Genomic DNA, 17,865 nt, shown 5'->3' with positions numbered 1-17,865 from the left:
TTTTACTTGTGGTGAGTAAGAAGAGATATTCCGGCATGGGCATTCTTCAGGCTATAGCCTTACAGGATCAATCACCACCTCCCCAGGAGGTGGTTTAGGGATGACAATAAAAAAAGCCGCTGATCGCTCAGCGGCTTTTTCGTTGCCGGGTGGCGCATGCGCATACCCGGCCTACGGCATAACCGAATTACTCTTCTTTCGCACCGCGCATAGCACGTTTACGATCGTTCTCGGTCAGGTGACGTTTACGGATACGGATAGACAGCGGAGTCACTTCTACCAGTTCGTCGTCATCGATGAATTCCAGAGCCTGCTCCAGAGTCATCTTGATCGGTGGAACCAGAACCGTTGCTTCGTCAGTACCGGACGCACGCATGTTGGTCAGTTTCTTACCGGTCAGGCAGTTTACGGTCAGGTCGTTAGAACGGCTGTGAATACCGATGATCTGGCCTTCGTAAACTTCAGCACCGTGACCCAGGAACAGCTTACCGCGATCCTGCAGACCGAACAGCGCAAACGCAACCGCTTTACCCTGACCGTTGGAGATCAGTACGCCGTTGTTACGCTGGCCCACTTCGCCCGGACGCACGTCGTCGTAGTGGCTGAAGGTGGAGTACAGCAGACCGGTACCAGAGGTCATGGTCATGAACTCAGAACGGAAGCCGATCAGGCCACGGCTTGGGATCACGTAGTCGAGACGTACGCGGCCTTTGCCGTCTGGATTCATGTTTTTCAGGTCGCCTTTACGCTCACCCAGCGCCTGCATCACAGAACCCTGGTGCTGCTCTTCAACGTCCAGCGTCACGTTTTCGAACGGCTCTTGTTTACGGCCGTCGATTTCGCGGAAGATAACTTTCGGACGGGAAACCGCCATCTCGAAACCTTCACGACGCATGTTTTCGATCAGAACAGACAGGTGCAGTTCACCACGACCGGATACGCGGAAGGCATCAGCGTCTTCGGTTTCTTCAACGCGCAGCGCAACGTTGTGCACCAGCTCTTTGTTCAGGCGGTCAAGGATCTGACGAGAGGTAACGAACTTACCTTCTTTACCACAGAACGGAGAGGTGTTGACGTTGAAGAACATGGTAACGGTTGGTTCATCAACAGACAGGGCCGGCAGCGCTTCCACGTTCTGCGGGTCGCAGATGGTGTCAGAGATGTTCAGCTCGCCCAGACCGGTGATCGCGATGATGTCGCCCGCTTCAGCCAGATCGCTGTCGATACGCTCCAGACCCAGGTGAGTCAGCACTTTGCCAACTTTACCGTTGCGGGTTTTGCCTTCGCTATCGATGATAGTAACCTGCTGGTTTGGCTTCACTTTACCGCGTTTGATACGGCCGATACCGATGACGCCAACGTAGTTGTTGTAGTCCAGCTGGGAGATCTGCATCTGCAGTGGACCATCCAGATCAACATCCGGTGCCGGTACGTGATCGACAATCGCCTGATACAGCGGGGTCATGTCTTCCGCCATATCTTCGTGGTCCAGACCCGCGATACCATTCAGCGCCGAAGCGTAAATGATAGGGAAGTCCAGCTGTTCGTCGGTCGCGTCGAGGTTAACGAACAGGTCGAATACCTGATCAACAACCCAGTCAGGACGTGCGCCAGGACGGTCAACCTTGTTGATAACAACAATTGGTTTCAGGCCATGGGCAAATGCTTTTTTGGTCACGAAGCGCGTTTGCGGCATTGGGCCGTCAAATGCGTCAACCACCAGCAGCACGGAATCCACCATGGACATCACGCGCTCAACTTCACCACCGAAGTCGGCGTGCCCTGGGGTATCAACGATGTTGATACGGTAGTCATTCCATTTAATAGCGGTGTTTTTCGCGAGGATAGTAATCCCACGCTCTTTCTCCAAATCGTTGGAGTCCATCACACGCTCTTGAGTTTCGGCACGTGCATCAAACGTACCGGATTGCTGCAGCAGCTTATCAACCAGGGTAGTTTTACCATGGTCAACGTGCGCGATGATGGCGATGTTACGCAAATTTTCGATCACAACTTTGCCTCAGGCATTAGAAATAGCGCGTTATTGTACACGGATTAATCGCACTACAAAACAGGATCACAAACATCCTCCGCAAACAAGTATCGCAGAGATGCTTTGTGATCGCTTTCACGGAGCGAAAAAGGGCACTTTAACGAAAATTGCACCAATATGGTGCTCGGTGTTCACACTGAAGCACTATACTGGTGCAACATTACCATTGTGGTGCAGCCCTTTTGCACTATGGTGCGCATGATAACGCCTTTTTGGGGTGTTTTAAAAGTTGGCACAGATTTCGCTTTATAAAAATTACATGGCAACAGCCAGTACAAACAGAAACTGAAGACCTCGTTACCACGACGACAATGACCAATCTGGAGAGTTAAGTATGTCCGCTGAACACGTTTTGACGATGCTGAACGAACATGAAGTGAAGTTTGTTGATCTCCGCTTCACCGACACCAAAGGTAAAGAACAGCACGTCACAATCCCTGCTCATCAGGTGAACGCCGAATTCTTTGAAGAAGGCAAAATGTTTGACGGCTCCTCCATTGGTGGCTGGAAAGGCATTAACGAATCCGACATGGTTCTGATGCCAGATGCAACCACTGCGGTCATTGATCCGTTCTTCGAAGAACCTACCCTGATCATCCGTTGCGACATCCTCGAGCCAGGCACGCTGCAGGGCTACGACCGCGACCCACGTTCTATCGCGAAACGCGCTGAAGAGTACCTGCGTTCTACCGGCATCGCGGACACCGTTCTGTTCGGGCCAGAGCCAGAGTTCTTCCTGTTCGATGACATCCGTTTTGGTGCCTCTATCTCTGGCTCCCACGTGGCTATCGACGACATCGAAGGCGCATGGAACTCCTCCACCAAATACGAAGGCGGTAACAAAGGTCACCGTCCAGGCGTGAAAGGCGGTTACTTCCCGGTTCCTCCGGTCGACTCTGCACAGGACATTCGTTCCACCATGTGTCTGGTGATGGAAGAGATGGGCCTGGTTGTTGAAGCTCACCACCACGAAGTGGCGACTGCGGGTCAGAACGAAGTGGCTACCCGCTTCAACACCATGACCAAAAAAGCGGACGAAATTCAGATCTACAAATACGTTGTGCACAACGTTGCGCACCGTTTCGGTAAAACTGCGACCTTCATGCCAAAACCAATGTTTGGCGACAACGGTTCCGGTATGCACTGCCACATGTCTCTGTCCAAGAACGGTACCAACCTGTTCTCTGGTGACAAATATGCCGGTCTGTCCGAGCAGGCGCTGTATTACATTGGCGGCGTAATCAAACACGCTAAAGCGATCAACGCCCTGGCGAACCCAACCACCAACTCCTATAAGCGTCTGGTCCCGGGCTATGAAGCGCCAGTGATGCTGGCCTACTCTGCGCGTAACCGTTCTGCTTCTATCCGTATCCCGGTGGTGGCGTCTCCTAAAGCGCGTCGTATCGAAGTTCGCTTCCCGGATCCAGCGGCTAACCCATACCTGTGCTTCGCAGCACTGCTGATGGCCGGTCTGGACGGTATCAAGAACAAGATCCACCCAGGCGAAGCGATGGACAAAAACCTGTACGACCTGCCGCCAGAAGAAGCGAAAGAGATCCCACAGGTTGCTGGCTCTCTGGAAGAAGCCCTGCAGGCGCTGGACGCAGACCGCGAGTTCCTGACCGCAGGTGGCGTATTCACTGACGACGCTATCGATGCTTACATCGCCCTGCGTACTGAAGAGAACGACCGCGTCCGTATGACTCCGCATCCGGTTGAGTTCGAACTGTACTACAGCGTTTAATTAAGTTGTTTTACCCGGCGTGACAAGCGCCGGGAGTAGTTGCCGTGGAAACTTTTAGCCCATCTCCGGATGGGCTTTTTTCTCCACCAACAACCTGATCTCACGCGCTTTTTACGCCGAAAACGCTATACTGCACTAAATTAGTGCAAACGACTCCAGGAGACTGCTGAATGGCAACTGGCACGCTGCCCGATGCTGGGCAGATCCTCAATTCTTTGATTAACAGCATTTTGCTGGTGGATGACGAGCTGGCCGTTCATTACGCCAACCCGGCGGCACAGCAGCTGCTCGCCCAAAGCGCACGCAAACTGTTCGGCACCCCGCTTCCGGAACTTCTGAGCTATTTTTCGCTGAATATTGGCCTGATGCAGGAAAGTTTACAGGCGGGCCAGGGTTTCACCGATAACGAAGTGACGCTGGTGATCGACGGGCGCTCGCACATTCTGTCGCTGACCGCGCAACGTCTTCCCGAAGGCTTGATCCTGCTGGAAATGGCGCCGATGGATAATCAGCGTCGCCTGAGCCAGGAGCAGCTTCAGCATGCGCAGCAAATTGCCGCCCGAGACCTGGTGCGCGGCCTGGCGCATGAAATCAAAAACCCGTTGGGCGGATTACGCGGCGCGGCGCAGCTTCTGACCAAGGCGCTGCCCGACCCTGCGCTGGCGGAGTATACCAACGTCATCATCGAGCAGGCGGACCGCCTGCGGAATCTGGTTGACCGTCTTCTCGGGCCACAGCAGCCGGGAATGCACGTCACAGAAAGCATCCATAAAGTGGCCGAGCGGGTGGTGAAGCTCGTCTCGATGGAGCTGCCAGAGAACGTCACGCTGGTGCGTGATTACGACCCAAGCCTGCCGGAACTGGCCCATGACCCGGATCAGATTGAGCAGGTCCTGTTGAACATTGTGCGCAATGCCCTGCAGGCGCTGGGACCGGAAGGGGGCGAGATTATTTTACGCACCCGTACCGCCTTCCAGCTCACGTTACACGGCGTGCGCTATCGCCTTGCGGCCCGTATCGACGTCGAGGATAACGGCCCCGGTATTCCATCGCATCTTCAGGACACTCTGTTCTACCCGATGGTCAGCGGCCGCGAAGGCGGTACCGGCCTGGGCTTATCCATTGCCCGCAGTTTGATCGACCAACACTCTGGAAAAATTGAATTTACCAGTTGGCCGGGACATACCGAGTTTTCGGTTTTCCTGCCGATTAAAAAATAAAGGTGACGTTTATGCAACGAGGGATAGTCTGGGTAGTCGATGACGATAGCTCCATCCGTTGGGTGCTTGAACGCGCGCTCACAGGGGCTGGATTAAGCTGCACGACGTTTGAGAGCGGCAGCGAAGTGCTCGACGCACTCACCACTAAAACGCCCGATGTTCTGCTGTCGGATATCCGTATGCCGGGCATGGACGGGCTGGCGCTGTTAAAGCAGATCAAACAACGCCACCCTATGCTTCCGGTCATCATAATGACGGCTCATTCCGATCTGGATGCCGCGGTGAGCGCTTACCAGCAAGGGGCATTCGATTATCTGCCCAAACCGTTTGATATCGACGAAGCGGTGGCGCTGGTTGAGCGCGCGATTAGCCATTATCAGGAGCAGCAACAGCCGCGCCACGCGCCCGATTTTGGGCCAACCACCGACATCATCGGCGAAGCGCCGGCGATGCAGGACGTGTTTCGCATTATTGGCCGTCTGTCCCGCTCCTCCATCAGCGTCTTGATCAACGGCGAATCGGGGACCGGTAAAGAGCTTGTGGCCCATGCCCTGCATCGCCACAGCCCGCGGGCAAAAGCGCCGTTTATCGCCCTGAATATGGCGGCGATCCCAAAGGACTTGATTGAATCCGAGCTGTTCGGGCACGAAAAAGGGGCGTTTACCGGCGCAAATACCATTCGCCAGGGGCGCTTCGAACAGGCTGACGGCGGCACGCTGTTCCTGGATGAGATCGGCGATATGCCGCTGGACGTTCAGACCCGTCTGCTGCGCGTGCTGGCCGACGGGCAGTTTTATCGCGTGGGCGGTTATGCGCCGGTGAAGGTGGACGTGCGTATTATCGCCGCGACCCACCAGAACCTGGAGCAGCGCGTGCAGGAAGGCAAATTCCGTGAGGATTTATTCCATCGTCTGAACGTCATTCGCGTTCATCTGCCGCCGCTGCGTGAACGCCGGGAAGATATTCCCCGCCTGGCGCGTCATTTCCTGCAGGTGGCTGCCCGCGAGCTGGGTGTGGAAGCTAAGCAGCTTCATCCCGAAACCGATGCCGCTCTGACGCGTCTGGCGTGGCCGGGCAACGTGCGTCAGCTGGAAAACACCTGCCGCTGGTTAACCGTGATGGCTGCCGGTCAGGAAGTGCTGATTCAGGATTTACCGGCCGAGCTGTTTGAGGCGACCGCGCCGGAAAGCAGTAGCGGACACGCGCTGCCGGACAGCTGGGCGACGCTGCTGGCGCAGTGGGCTGACCGCGCGCTGCGTTCCGGTCATCAAAACTTGCTGTCAGAGGCTCAGCCTGAGATGGAGCGTACGCTGTTGACCACCGCGCTTCGTCATACACAGGGTCATAAGCAGGAAGCCGCTCGCCTGTTAGGATGGGGACGCAATACCCTGACGCGCAAGCTGAAAGAGCTGGGAATGGAGTAATATCCGCGCTTGTGTAAAGGTTATTAATTGAGCGCAAATTGCCGTTATTTTGCGCTTTACTGTTCCGATGAGTTTTGTATGATCGTGCCCGGAAATTGGGGGTGAACATCATGCTGGAAACATTCGTGAATATGCTCTCTAGCGGAGCCGCTGAAAGCCACACGCCACAAACCGCTGTTGCGGCGGTGCTGTGTGCGGCGCTGGTTGGGCTGTTTAGCTAGCGAGTTGGCGATGAAAAGCCGGGTGGCGCTTCGCTTACCCGGCCTACATTTCGCACTTTTGTAGGCCGGGTAAGGCGAAGCCGCCACCCGGCATTACCGTTTAAATCACCCGCGAGAACTGCTGCATACGCGCTTTCTGACGCAGATATGCGTCGAAGCACATGCAGATATTGCGGATCAACAGACGCCCTTTCGGCGTGACCTCAATCGCGCTCTCCGACACATCCACCAGCCCGTCTTTCGCCAGCGGCGCCAGAAGCTTCAGATCTTCCGCGAAATAATCGCTGAAGTTCAGCGCCCACTGCGCTTCCACGTCCCTGAAATCGAGACGGAAGTTGCAGATAAGCGCCTTAATCACATCGCGACGGATGCAGTCGTCACGGGTTAATGCGATGCCGCGCCACAGCGCGTTGCCGGTCTCATCCACCTGCTGGTAATACAGCTTTAGCTCTTTCTGGTTCTGCGCGTAGCAGTCGCCGATCATGCTGATGGCGGAGACACCCAAGCCGAGCAGATCGGTATCGCCCTGGGTCGTGTAGCCCTGGAAGTTGCGGTGCAGTACCCCTTCGCGCTGAGCAACGGCCAGCTCGTCATCAGGACGGGCAAAGTGATCCATCCCGATAAACTGATAGCCGGTGTCGGTCAGCGAGGTGATGGTTTCCTGCAGGATATCCAGCTTCTGCTGGGCAGAAGGCAGATCCGCATCTTTGATTTTGCGCTGAGCGGCGAATAGCGTCGGCAGGTGCGCGTAGTTAAAGACGCTGAGGCGGTCCGGGCTGAGTTCAGCCACGCGCTTCAGCGTAAAGGCGAAGCTCTCCGGCGTCTGCTTTGGCAGGCCGTAAATCAGGTCGATGTTGGTCGAGGTAAAGCCGATGTCACGTGCGTGGTTGAGTAAGGCGAAGATAAACTCTTCGTCCTGCTCGCGGTTCACCAGACGCTGAACCTCTTTATTGAAATCCTGCACGCCCATGCTCAGCCGGTTGAAGCCTTCCGCGCGTAAATGATCCAGGACATCCAGCTCAATTTCACGCGGATCGACTTCGATCGAGATTTCGGCGTCGTCGTTAAAATTGAAATTTCCGCGCAGCAGCGTCATCAGACGGCTTATTTGCGCCTTATTCAGATAGGTTGGCGTGCCGCCGCCCCAGTGAAGCTGGCTGACGTGACGGCCTTTAAACAGCGGCGCGCGATGCACAATTTCCTGTTCGAGCGCGTCAAGATACTGGTCGGCTTTATGCTGCTGGCGGGTCACGATTTTATTGCAGCCGCAGAAGTAACAAAGCTTGTGGCAGAACGGAATATGGACGTAGAGCGACAGCGGACGCTCAGGATAGCGCGCGACAGCCTGCTGAAAATCCTCCTCGCCGAAGGCATCGGAGAATTCAAGCGCGGTGGGGTATGACGTATAACGCGGCCCGGAATAGTTATATTTCTGGATTAGGGCCAAATCCCAGTCGATAGTTGGTGCTGACATGCTCACTCCTTCCGTTGGTGTCGCGTTCGTATACGGCGGCCCGTTCTGACCCCATTGCGGGCCATCATTCGGGTGCGCAGCCACTTCTGTCGCCGCGACAACCGCCGTAGTTTAACGAATAACCACACCAGATAACATATAACCGGAAGGGTTATAAGCAGGACTATCGAGCCTGCCGGGTGCAAATGTTAGTTTCCACCCTTCAGAAGACGCATCATATCTTCCTGCTTTTCGTCTTCTTCTTCGTCGTCTTCGTCATCGTAAGACAGACCCAGCTTCTGCATCAGCTCGTCGATGCGATCCAGTTTGGCATCCACCCATGACTGCTCTTCGGCGGTCAGGGTTTCACCCTCTTCAAGACGTTCCAGCAGCGCGTCCAGGCGCTCATCGTTCTCCAGCAAATCCAGCTCAGCCTGCGGTGAAAGCATAGGTTTCTCGCTCTTTGGTTTGTGCTGCTTAGTGACCGGGGTGTCTGTCACGCCCAGTGGAATGGGAGTTTTACTGCCGATACGAGGATCTTTCTGCTGCTTGCTTTTTGCAGAAGCGCCCGCTGCACCACCACCGTTGGCACGGCTACCCGCAGCATGACCGCGATGTTTCTTGTCGCGTTTGCGGTCGCGCGCTTCCTGGTTCAGTTCTTCGCGCGTTTTGCGGCGTGCTTTTGCAGGGCGTTTCGCGCCCGCAGCGGAGGTTGGTTTTTTCATGATGTTTTATCTTTAAGTCGTTTTCTTCAGTATAGAATTGCGGCGAAATCTAGCAGAAAGCAAGCAAAGAAAAAAGGCGACAGAGCAATCTGTCGCCTTTTTTCCTGACTCACAACCCTTAACGGGTCAGACATTCCATGTTTGCCAACAACAAACCCTGTTTATCCCTTGGCTAATACCGTCCGTGATACGGTTCCATTTCCTGTTAAAACGCCTCCAGGCGCTGGTCGTCCTGACAATCCTGCGTCTTCGCCTCCTGGCGCTCCTGACCCTTATCCTTAAGTCATCATCCTGTTGGCTTCCTCGCCTTGCCGCATACTTTACCGTGTTCGCTTAAACTAACAAGCAACGAAACGGTACAAAAACGGATTTTCAGATAATTACCTGGAAATAAGATGATGATTTAAAACAGTTTGCCTTTTTCTTGCTCCTGCGATTTCTCTGAAATCTCCCATAGTACGTATAGCCAATCTCTCACAGCGGCCAGGGCTTAAGCCTACAGGCTGAGTGCAATGAAAAAAGTCTTTTGCCCGCATTCAGGTATAATCCCCCTCAGATTACGATTTTTGGAGACGACCACGTGACTACCTGGAACTACCAACAGACGCATTTTGTCACCAGTGCGCCCGATATTCGCCACCTCCCCTCTGATACCGGTATTGAAGTGGCCTTTGCTGGCCGCTCTAATGCGGGTAAATCCAGCGCCCTGAATACGCTGACCAATCAGAAGAACCTGGCGCGTACCTCAAAAACACCTGGCCGTACCCAGCTGATCAACCTGTTTGAAGTCGCAGAGGGCAAACGCCTGGTCGACTTACCGGGGTACGGTTATGCGCAGGTACCCGAAGAGATGAAAATCAAATGGCAGCGTGCGCTGGGTGAATACCTCGAAAAACGCATGTGCCTGAAAGGTCTGGTGGTATTGATGGATATTCGCCACCCGCTGAAAGATCTCGATCAGCAGATGATCGACTGGGCGGTGGCAAGCGATATCGCCGTGCTGGTGCTGCTGACGAAAGCCGATAAGCTGGCAAGCGGCGCGCGTAAAGCGCAGGTGAATATGGTTCGCGAAGCGGTGCTGGCGTTCAACGGCGATGTGCAGGTTGAGCCGTTCTCCTCGCTGAAAAAGCAGGGCGTGGACAAGCTGCGTCAAAAGCTCGACACCTGGTTTAGCGAGCTGGAACCTGCGACGGAAGCGGAAGAAGAGTAATACCGAGCGCGGCAATGGCCGCGCTTTTTTTTGCCTGAACATTTCTTTGCCGCAATAAAAAACGCCCCAGTCATTACTGACTGGGGCGGCTAAAATATTCAGCCAAATCCGATTACGTGAAGTAAAAGGTCTGAAAGATAGAACATCTTACCTCTGTACCCTACGCCGATAACTCTACCCCTTTTTGTGTTGCAGAAAAAGCACTTTTTGTAGTTTTTTTTCATTCTTTACATAGGGAATTCTAATGAACGTCACAAAACGCGCGTTGCCATGTTGCAAACTTACATAAAAAGCGCGTTATGCGAAGAACCCTTAGTGAGCCTGATCCCAGTTTTCACCACTTCCCACTTCCACCAGCAACGGCACGTCCAGCGTCATGCTGCTTTCCATCAGTTCGTGGATCTTCTTCGACACGGCGTCGAGGTCGTCCTTGTGCACTTCAAATACCAGTTCATCGTGTACCTGCATGATCATTTTCACACGCGGTTTCTCTTTCTCGAGCCAGGCATCCACGGCGATCATTGCACGCTTAATAATGTCCGCCGCGGTCCCCTGCATCGGGGCGTTGATCGCGGCACGCTCTGCGCCCGCGCGGCGCGCCGCGTTGCTGGATTTGATGTCCGGTAAGTAGAGACGGCGGCCGTCCAGCGTTTCAACGTAGCCTTTCTCTTTCGCCTGCGCGCGGGTACGTTCCATATATTCCAGCACGCCCGGGTAGCGCTCGAAGTAGAGATCCATATACTTCTGCGACTCTTTACGCGGAATATTGAGCTGGCGTGAAAGGCCGAACGCGCTCATGCCGTAGATCAGACCGAAGTTGATCGCTTTAGCGCTGCGGCGCTGTTCGTTGGTCACGCTGTCCAGCGGCAAGCCGAAGACTTCCGCCGCGGTTGCCCGGTGGATATCCTTCCCTTCGGCAAACGCGGTCAGCAGGCCTTTGTCGCGGGACAGATGCGCCATAATGCGCAGCTCAATTTGCGAGTAGTCAGCAGAGACAATCAGATAATCCTCTGGTGCGATGAAAGCCTGGCGAATACGGCGGCCCTCTTCGTTACGTACCGGGATGTTCTGCAGGTTGGGATCGGTTGACGAGAGACGACCGGTCGCCGCGACAGCCTGATGATATGAGGTGTGCACGCGGCCCGTTTTCGGGTTGATCATCAGCGGAAGCTTATCAGTGTAGGTAGACTTCAGCTTCGCGAGACCACGGTACTGCAGAATCACTTTTGGCAGCGGGTAGTCCAGCGCCAGCTCTTCCAGCACCTCTTCAGAGGTTGAAGGCGCACCGCCAGGGGTTTTCTTCAGCGGCTTGATGCCCTGCTTTTCAAACAGAATGGTTTGCAGCTGCTTCGGAGAAGAGAGGTTAAACGGCTCGCCTGCAAGCTCATGCGCTTTCTGCTCCAGCTCGGTCAGGCGCTGCGCCAGCTCCCCGGAGTGGTTATGCAGCACCGTTGGATCGATTTTCACGCCGTTGCGTTCAATGCGGGACAGCACGGGTACCAGCGGCATCTCAATATGCTGGAACACATTCAGCGGACCTTCGTGCTTTTGCAGTTTTGGCCACATCTTCAGGTGCAGCTGCAGCGTAACGTCAGCATCTTCCGCCGCGTAGCGACCTGCTTCTTCAAGAGCGATCTGGTTAAAGGTGAGCTGATTTTTCCCTTTACCGGCAATCTCTTCGAAGGTGATGGTTTTGTGCTTGAGCCAGCGGTCAGATAAGGAATCCATATCATGGCGGCCCGCGACGCTGTCCAGAATGTAGGATTCGAGCATGGTGTCGAAGGCGATCCCGCGTAGTTCAATGCCGTAGTTTTGCAGAATGCCGCGGTCGTACTTGAGGTTTTGCCCAACCTTAAGCGCCTTTTCGTCTTCCAGGATCGGCTTCAGCAGCTCAAGCACGCGTTCACGGGAGATCTGTTCCGGCGCGTCCAGGTAATCGTGCGCCACGGGAACATAGGCCGCATGACCAGGCTCTGTCGCAAATGACAGACCTACCATATTGGCAGAGATGTTATCGAGACTGTCCGTTTCGGTGTCAAAGGCGAAGACCGGCGCTTTTTTCAGTTTTTCGATCCAGGCAATGAGCTGCGACTCTTCAAGAAGGGTTTCGTAGTTGTCGAAGGTAAGCACCACGGCTTCTTCTTCCGCCTGCTCTTCTGCGTCAACGACAATCGTCTCCTTCGGCTTTGCAGCAGGTTTCGCCCCTTTTGCCTGCAGCCACTTGCCGGCTTCCACGTCAGTGGTCCAGCGCTTAAATTCGTATTTCTTAAACAGACTCAGAAGCTCGTCCGCAGAAGGCTGCTGCACTTCCAGCTGCTCACAGCCCAGCTCCAGTTCGACATCGGTTTTGATGGTTGCCAGCTTATAGGAGAGATAAGCCACCTCTTTGTTCTCTTCCAGCTTCCCGGCCATGGTTTTTGCACCACGGAAGGAGAGCCCGGCGATTTTGTCTGATTCGGCGTAGAGCGTATCCAGCCCGCCCAGCCCCTGAAGCAGCGCCTGCGCGGTTTTCTCTCCGACGCCAGGAACACCAGGGATGTTATCCGAGGAGTCGCCCATCAACGCGAGGAAGTCGATAATCAGCTCTGGCGGCACGCCATACTTAGTGACGACCTCTTCAGGCCCCAGAATGGTGTTGGTCATGGTGTTAATCAGGGTGATCCCTGGCGTCACCAGCTGTGCCATATCTTTATCACCGGTGCTGATCAGCACGGGACGACCCATCTTTTCGGCTTCACGCGCCAGCGTACCGATGACGTCATCGGCTTCAACGCCAGAAACGGCCAGCAGTGGTAGCCCCATGGCTTTTACCATGGCATGCAGCGGCTCTATCTGCGCACGCAGATCGTCAGGCATTGGCGGACGGTGGGATTTGTAATGTTCAAACAACTCGTCGCGGAACGTTTTGCCTTTTGCATCAAAAACGACGGCCGCATGGGTTGGCTGATACTGCAGAATCAGGCTGCGCAGCATATTCAGCACGCCGTACATTGCGCCGGTAGGTTCCCCTGCGCTATTGGTCAGAGGAGGAAACGCATGGTACGCCCGATACAGGTAAGAAGAGCCATCGACGAGAATAAGAGGGTTTTCTGGGATCTGAACCATAATGTCCGTGCCTTTAATCAATTTATGAGTAAAGGATGCCACAGAAGGATGAAAACATCAGTTATTAGCGCCAGATACAGGAAAAGATTTTGCGATCGTGAGGATCGCTCGCAAAAATAAAACTGTGGATAAGTTTGTGAATATTTTCACTTCATATGAATAACAGACGCGAAAAACACATATGAGGTAATATTTAGATCTTAATTATCATGCTGTTATGTTGTTAGATCTTATCTATATGGTCAACTGATGGCAATTTAGTCTATGTGGATATAAGCCTTGATTCGCGCAGAACCCCAGAGAAATCTGCTGCGCCAGGGTAAAAGCCGCCAAATCATCATGTGAAAGCGCCATTCATTCGTTGGTTTTCTGGTAAAATCAGCGCCCAGCGTCGACTAGCCGGTCGCTCACTTACAGCTAACTATTTGAAAAAGCTCATCATGTCGAGATTGCTCGCTGCAATAACATTACTGCTAAGCATCATTTTAACTATCCTGGTGACGATCGCCTGTTCCGTGCCGATCATTCTCGCCGGGATCATTAAACTGCTGCTGCCCGTACCCGTGGTGTGGCGAGCCGTGTCCGCATTTTGTAACTTCATGATGTATTGCTGGTGCGAAGGGCTGGCGATCCTGTTGTGCCTTAACCCGTATCTGAAGTGGGATGTCAAAGGGCTGGAGAGTCTCAACAAAAAGAACTGGTACCTTCTGATCTGCAATCACCACAGCTGGGCGGACATCGTGGTGTTATGCGTGCTTTTTCGCAAACACATCCCGATGAACAAATACTTCCTGAAACAGCAGCTCGCCTGGGTGCCTTTTATCGGGCTGGCCTGCTGGGCGCTCGATATGCCGTTTATGAAACGCTATTCGCGCAGCTATTTGATTCGTCATCCGGAACGTCGCGGTAAGGATGTGGAGACCACGCGCCGTTCCTGTGAAAAGTTTCGTGCACATCCTACGACCATCGTGAACTTTGTTGAAGGTTCCCGGTTTACGGAAGAGAAGCGCCAGCAAACTCGCTCTCCTTATCAGCACCTGTTGCCGCCAAAAGCGGCAGGGATTGCGATGGCGCTTAACGTGCTGGGAGCACAGTTCGATAAACTTCTTAACGTCACGCTCTGCTATCCGGAAAACGACAGGACGCCGTTCTTCGATATGCTCAGCGGCAAACTGACGCGCATTGTCGTGCACGTCGATCTGGTTCCGATTGACGCTGAACTGCACGGTGATTACGTAAACGATAAGAACTTCAAACGTCGTTTCCAGCAGTGGCTTAATACGCTCTGGAAAGAGAAAGACGAACAGATAGACAAGATAAAATCTTCATACAAAAACGCCGGTCAGTGACCGGCGTTTTTACATCAACGAAATTACTTCTTCTCAACCAGGTATTTCACGGTATCTGCATACTGCTGTACGAAAATATCCATGCTGCTGGTGTCCATGCCCTGCATGTTCAGCTGATATTTGCCGTTAACAAACATCGCCGGAACGCCCTGAAGCTGGAGATCAGCAGCCGCTTTTTCCTGCTGGGCAACCAGTGATTTCACCACGAAGCTGTTCCATGCGGCATCGTACTCTTCACCTTTCACGCCCGCATCAACGAACACTTTACGGATATCCGCAGTGGTCTGAACGGTCTGGGTTTTCTGTACGGCTTCAAACATTGGCGAAGTGATCTTATCTTCCACGCCCAGTGCCATCGCCACCGCCCATGCCTGAGTCAGGTCTTTACCCAATGGGCCCAGGAACTCAACGTGGTACTTGGTCATTTTGGTGCCTTCCGGCAGCTTTTTCTTCACGTTGTCAGAAACATGCAGCACCTGCTCGAACTGATAGCAGTGTGGGCAATAGAACGAGAAGAACTCCAGAACCTGTGGCTCGCCAGCGACCGGCTTGTCCAGCGTGATGAACTGTTTGCCGTCGGTAAACTGCGCAGCAGAAGCGCTAAATGCCAGAATCATACCTGCCAGCGCCAGCCAAATTTTTTTCATGATTAACTCTCTCCTGGGTGTGTCCAATTAATACATCGGCGTTAATTGCAGAGGGGGCTCCTGAAGAACCTTAACCTGCTCAGTAAATGTAGATATCTGGCTACGCCAGTAATCCTCTCCGGTAAGCCACGGGAAATTGCGAGGAAATGCCGGATCGTCCCAACGCCTGATTAACCATGCGAGATAATAAACAAAACGCATCGCACGTAAAGGCTCAATCAGGGCAATTTCGTCTGAATTAAACGGGCTAAATTCTTCATAAGCTTCAATAATGGTTTCAAGCTGCATGCGTTGCTCGGCTTTGTCGCCATTGAGCAGCATCCACAGGTCCTGAACCGCTGGCCCCATACGCGCATCATCGAGATCGACAAACAGCGGGCCATCACGCCAGAGAATATTCCCGGCGTGACAATCGCCATGCAGGCGCAGGACGGAAATATCATCGCGCCAGCAGGTTTTCACTGCAGCAATAAGCTTATCGGTGGCGTTGAGGAAATCATCCTTTAGCGCAGCGGGGATCATTGCAGACGTTTCGAATAGTTCGCGCGGTTCAAGAAGGTATTCCTGAATCCCCATCGTCGGGCGGGCAATAAAGGCTTTTTTGCGTCCCGTCTGGTGTATACGCCCAAGATAGCGGGCAACCCACTCCATCTGATCGATATTATCCGCTTCAAACTGACGGCCACCCAGACTTGGGAATACTGCGTAGTAATACCCTTCGTGCGTAAGGAGCGTTTGGTTATTGAATTTCAGCGGTGCGGCAACGGGGACATCGTCATTCAGCAGATCGTGAGCGAACTGATGCTCTTCCTGAATTTGTTCAGCGGACCAGCGTTCAGGACGATAGAATTTTACGACATAGCGCTGACGATCCTCGTCCTGAAATTGATAGACGCGGTTTTCGTAGCTGTTTAACGGTGTTAGCCCGGAATCCACCCGAATACCCTGTTCAAACAGGGCATCCATAATGGTGTCCGGGTGTAATGTCTGGAAAGTAAAAGCCTGGTCGTTCATCCGATCATCCGGAAATTATACGAATGATTCAGGATATCATCTTGTGGCGATTTCGGTGCCGCCGCTTACAAGCTTTTACTCTTTAATTACGCCTCGGGCGCGCAGCAATGCAGTCTTAAAATCTTCCTCATAATCTTTCTGAATACCAGGAATAACAGCATCTTTGGCAGAGTCGCGCATTTTAAGGTGGTAGATCAGGATGTCGTCAGAAAGGTCTGCCAGATCGCCGTCAAAACCTGACTCTTTTGCCAGTTTCTGTAAAAATTGCATCAGATTGAGCTCTGGCTCTTTCTGCCAGGCTGGCTGGAGGAGTTCAATAACTTCATTCAGACGTTTACATTTCATGGTGGTGCTCCTTTCATTTAGAGTGACACGTTAGCAGGGTCAATCCCACAATAAAAGAGGCGATATTCGTGAATGTTAGCCAGGAAATCATCGGGGTCGTTCTGGCAGGCGGCAGAGCAACGCGAATGGGCGGTAAAGATAAGGGGCTTCAGCTTCTTAATGGAAAACCCTTGTGGCAGCATGTCGCCGATACGCTCGCAGGTCAGGTGACGACTATAGCCATCAGCGCTAACCGGCATATCGACACTTACCGGCGCAGCGGCTACGCCGTTTATCAGGATAGCCTTGAGAATTACCCGGGCCCGCTTGCCGGTATGCTTTCAGTCATGCAACAGTCGCACGGAGAGTGGTTCATCTTCTGCCCCTGCGATACCCCGTTTATTCCGTCCTGTCTTGTCGAGCGTCTGTTCCTGCTTCGTGGTACGGCTCCTGTGGTTTGGGTGCATGACGGCGAGCGTGACCATCCTGCTATCGCGTTGATGCATCGATCGCTAGCGCCTGCTCTGCAGGCCTACCTGGCCGCGGGAGAGCGCAGAGTGATGGTCTTTATGCGTGAGTCTGGAGGCCATTCCGTTAATTTTAGCGATGTGAAATCAGCGTTTGTGAACGTAAATACGAGTGAAGATTTGCAGATGATGCAGGAGAAAAGATGATACCTGTTGTAGCCATTTCCGCCTGGAGTGGGACCGGGAAAACCACGCTGTTGAAAAAGCTCATTCCTGCGCTTTGTGCCAGAGGGCTTCGCCCTGGTTTGATTAAGCATAGTCATCACAACATGGACATTGATACGCCCGGAAAAGACAGCTATGAGCTGCGTAAGGCCGGAGCAGCACAAACGATGGTAGCAAGTCCTCAGCGCTGGGCGTTAATGACAGAAACGCCGGATGAGGCGCCGCTGAATCTCGCTTATCTGGTTAGCCGGATGGATCACTCCACGCTGGATCTGGTGCTGGTTGAGGGGTTTAAGCATGAGGCCGTGCCTAAGATCCTACTTTTCAGAAGCGATGCCGGGCATGATTTGAGCGAGTTAACGCTGGATGAACATGTGATTGCAGTGGCCAGCGATGTGGCAGTGGAACTTGAAGTTCCGGTGCTGGATTTAAATGATGTGGACGGGATTGCGCAGTTTATTGTGGCGTGGAGTGCGGTCTGACTTGCCGGGTGGCGGCTTTGCCTTACCCGGCCTACCGTTTTTTGGCGCATAAACGCAAAAAGGCCATCCTTTCGGATGGCCTCTTCACTTGTTTGATGCCTGGCAGTTCCCTACTCTCACATGGGGAGACCCCACACTACCATCGGCGCTACGGCGTTTCACTTCTGAGTTCGGCATGGAGTCAGGTGGGACCACCGCGCTA

At 53.5% G+C, this 17,865-nt stretch carries 15 protein-coding genes and 1 rRNA gene; 8 read left to right on the top strand and 8 right to left on the bottom strand.

Annotation, left to right across the window (positions count from 1 at the left end):
- Nucleotides 1-187: 187 nt before the first annotated feature.
- On the bottom strand, nt 188-2,011 hold the full coding sequence (gene typA / locus FHC52_RS21505; protein WP_008501854.1) for a ribosome-dependent GTPase TypA: 1,824 nt from the start codon (nt 2,009-2,011) through the stop codon (nt 188-190).
- A 376-nt stretch (nt 2,012-2,387) separates the two neighbouring features.
- Here typA and glnA point away from each other — a divergent pair, with 376 nt between their 5' ends.
- The 4 genes from glnA to FHC52_RS21485 all read left to right on the top strand — a co-directional run bounded on the left by glnA (nt 2,388) and on the right by FHC52_RS21485 (nt 6,662).
- Nucleotides 2,388-3,797 (top strand): glutamate--ammonia ligase, encoded by a 1,410-nt coding sequence (gene glnA, locus FHC52_RS21500; RefSeq protein ID WP_008501856.1) that lies wholly within the window; start codon nt 2,388-2,390, stop codon nt 3,795-3,797.
- A gap of 170 nt (nt 3,798-3,967) precedes the next feature.
- Nucleotides 3,968-5,017: a nitrogen regulation protein NR(II) gene (gene glnL, locus FHC52_RS21495; protein ID WP_008501857.1), complete on the top strand. Its 1,050-nt coding sequence runs from the start codon at nt 3,968-3,970 to the stop codon at nt 5,015-5,017.
- A gap of 11 nt (nt 5,018-5,028) precedes the next feature.
- A complete protein-coding gene (gene glnG, locus FHC52_RS21490; RefSeq protein ID WP_008501858.1) occupies nt 5,029-6,441 on the top strand; it encodes a nitrogen regulation protein NR(I) in 1,413 nt (470 codons plus the stop codon).
- Nucleotides 6,442-6,551: 110 nt separating this feature from the next.
- Nucleotides 6,552-6,662 carry a YshB family small membrane protein gene (locus FHC52_RS21485; protein ID WP_032622955.1) on the top strand — a complete coding sequence of 37 codons (111 nt, stop codon included), beginning with the start codon at nt 6,552-6,554 and terminating at the stop codon, nt 6,660-6,662.
- 100 nt (nt 6,663-6,762) lie between these two features.
- Here FHC52_RS21485 and hemN read toward each other — a convergent pair whose 3' ends face one another.
- Both hemN and yihI read right to left on the bottom strand, forming a co-directional pair.
- Nucleotides 6,763-8,136 (bottom strand): oxygen-independent coproporphyrinogen III oxidase, encoded by a 1,374-nt coding sequence (hemN, locus tag FHC52_RS21480; RefSeq protein ID WP_126289704.1) that lies wholly within the window; start codon nt 8,134-8,136, stop codon nt 6,763-6,765.
- Between the two features lie 188 nt (nt 8,137-8,324).
- Nucleotides 8,325-8,840 (bottom strand): Der GTPase-activating protein YihI, encoded by a 516-nt coding sequence (yihI, locus tag FHC52_RS21475; RefSeq protein WP_008501860.1) that lies wholly within the window; start codon nt 8,838-8,840, stop codon nt 8,325-8,327.
- 580 nt (nt 8,841-9,420) lie between these two features.
- Between yihI and yihA the strand changes: the two genes are divergently transcribed.
- On the top strand, nt 9,421-10,050 hold the full coding sequence (yihA, locus tag FHC52_RS21470; protein WP_008501861.1) for a ribosome biogenesis GTP-binding protein YihA/YsxC: 630 nt from the start codon (nt 9,421-9,423) through the stop codon (nt 10,048-10,050).
- Between the two features lie 312 nt (nt 10,051-10,362).
- Here the strand turns inward: yihA and polA are convergent, their stop codons facing one another.
- A complete protein-coding gene (polA, locus tag FHC52_RS21465) occupies nt 10,363-13,155 on the bottom strand; it encodes a DNA polymerase I (protein WP_126289706.1) in 2,793 nt (930 codons plus the stop codon).
- 440 nt (nt 13,156-13,595) lie between these two features.
- On the opposite strand from polA, the gene FHC52_RS21460 reads away from it, so the two are divergent.
- Nucleotides 13,596-14,504, top strand: coding sequence for an acyltransferase (locus FHC52_RS21460; RefSeq protein WP_048226873.1), 909 nt, complete (start codon nt 13,596-13,598; stop codon nt 14,502-14,504).
- 23 nt (nt 14,505-14,527) lie between these two features.
- On the opposite strand, the gene dsbA is transcribed toward FHC52_RS21460, so the two are convergent.
- The 3 genes from dsbA to FHC52_RS21445 all read right to left on the bottom strand — a co-directional run bounded on the left by dsbA (nt 14,528) and on the right by FHC52_RS21445 (nt 16,510).
- Nucleotides 14,528-15,151 (bottom strand): thiol:disulfide interchange protein DsbA, encoded by a 624-nt coding sequence (gene dsbA / locus FHC52_RS21455; RefSeq protein WP_045909081.1) that lies wholly within the window; start codon nt 15,149-15,151, stop codon nt 14,528-14,530.
- A 27-nt stretch (nt 15,152-15,178) separates the two neighbouring features.
- Entirely contained in the window at nt 15,179-16,165 is a 987-nt protein-coding gene (locus tag FHC52_RS21450) for a serine/threonine protein kinase (RefSeq protein WP_126289708.1), read from the bottom strand.
- Nucleotides 16,166-16,240: 75 nt separating this feature from the next.
- Complete coding sequence (locus FHC52_RS21445; protein ID WP_008501866.1) at nt 16,241-16,510, bottom strand: YihD family protein; 270 nt, start codon at nt 16,508-16,510, stop codon at nt 16,241-16,243.
- Nucleotides 16,511-16,578: 68 nt separating this feature from the next.
- On the opposite strand from FHC52_RS21445, the gene mobA reads away from it, so the two are divergent.
- Together mobA and mobB are read left to right on the top strand one after the other, a co-directional pair.
- Nucleotides 16,579-17,163, top strand: coding sequence for a molybdenum cofactor guanylyltransferase MobA (gene mobA / locus FHC52_RS21440; RefSeq protein WP_126289710.1), 585 nt, complete (start codon nt 16,579-16,581; stop codon nt 17,161-17,163).
- Nucleotides 17,160-17,663, top strand: a complete 504-nt coding sequence (gene mobB, locus FHC52_RS21435; protein ID WP_032654253.1) for a molybdopterin-guanine dinucleotide biosynthesis protein MobB — start codon at nt 17,160-17,162, stop codon at nt 17,661-17,663. Before mobA ends, mobB begins: the two co-directional genes overlap by 4 nt.
- A 97-nt stretch (nt 17,664-17,760) precedes the next feature.
- Here mobB and rrf read toward each other — a convergent pair.
- Nucleotides 17,761-17,865: ribosomal RNA gene (rrf, locus tag FHC52_RS21430) — 5S ribosomal RNA — on the bottom strand; the annotation flags it as partial.

Source organism: Enterobacter sp. EC_64, assembly GCF_019584165.1.
Taxonomy (GTDB): Bacteria; Pseudomonadota; Gammaproteobacteria; order Enterobacterales; family Enterobacteriaceae; genus Enterobacter; species Enterobacter roggenkampii.
This window is presented reverse-complemented; position numbering and strand designations above follow the sequence as displayed.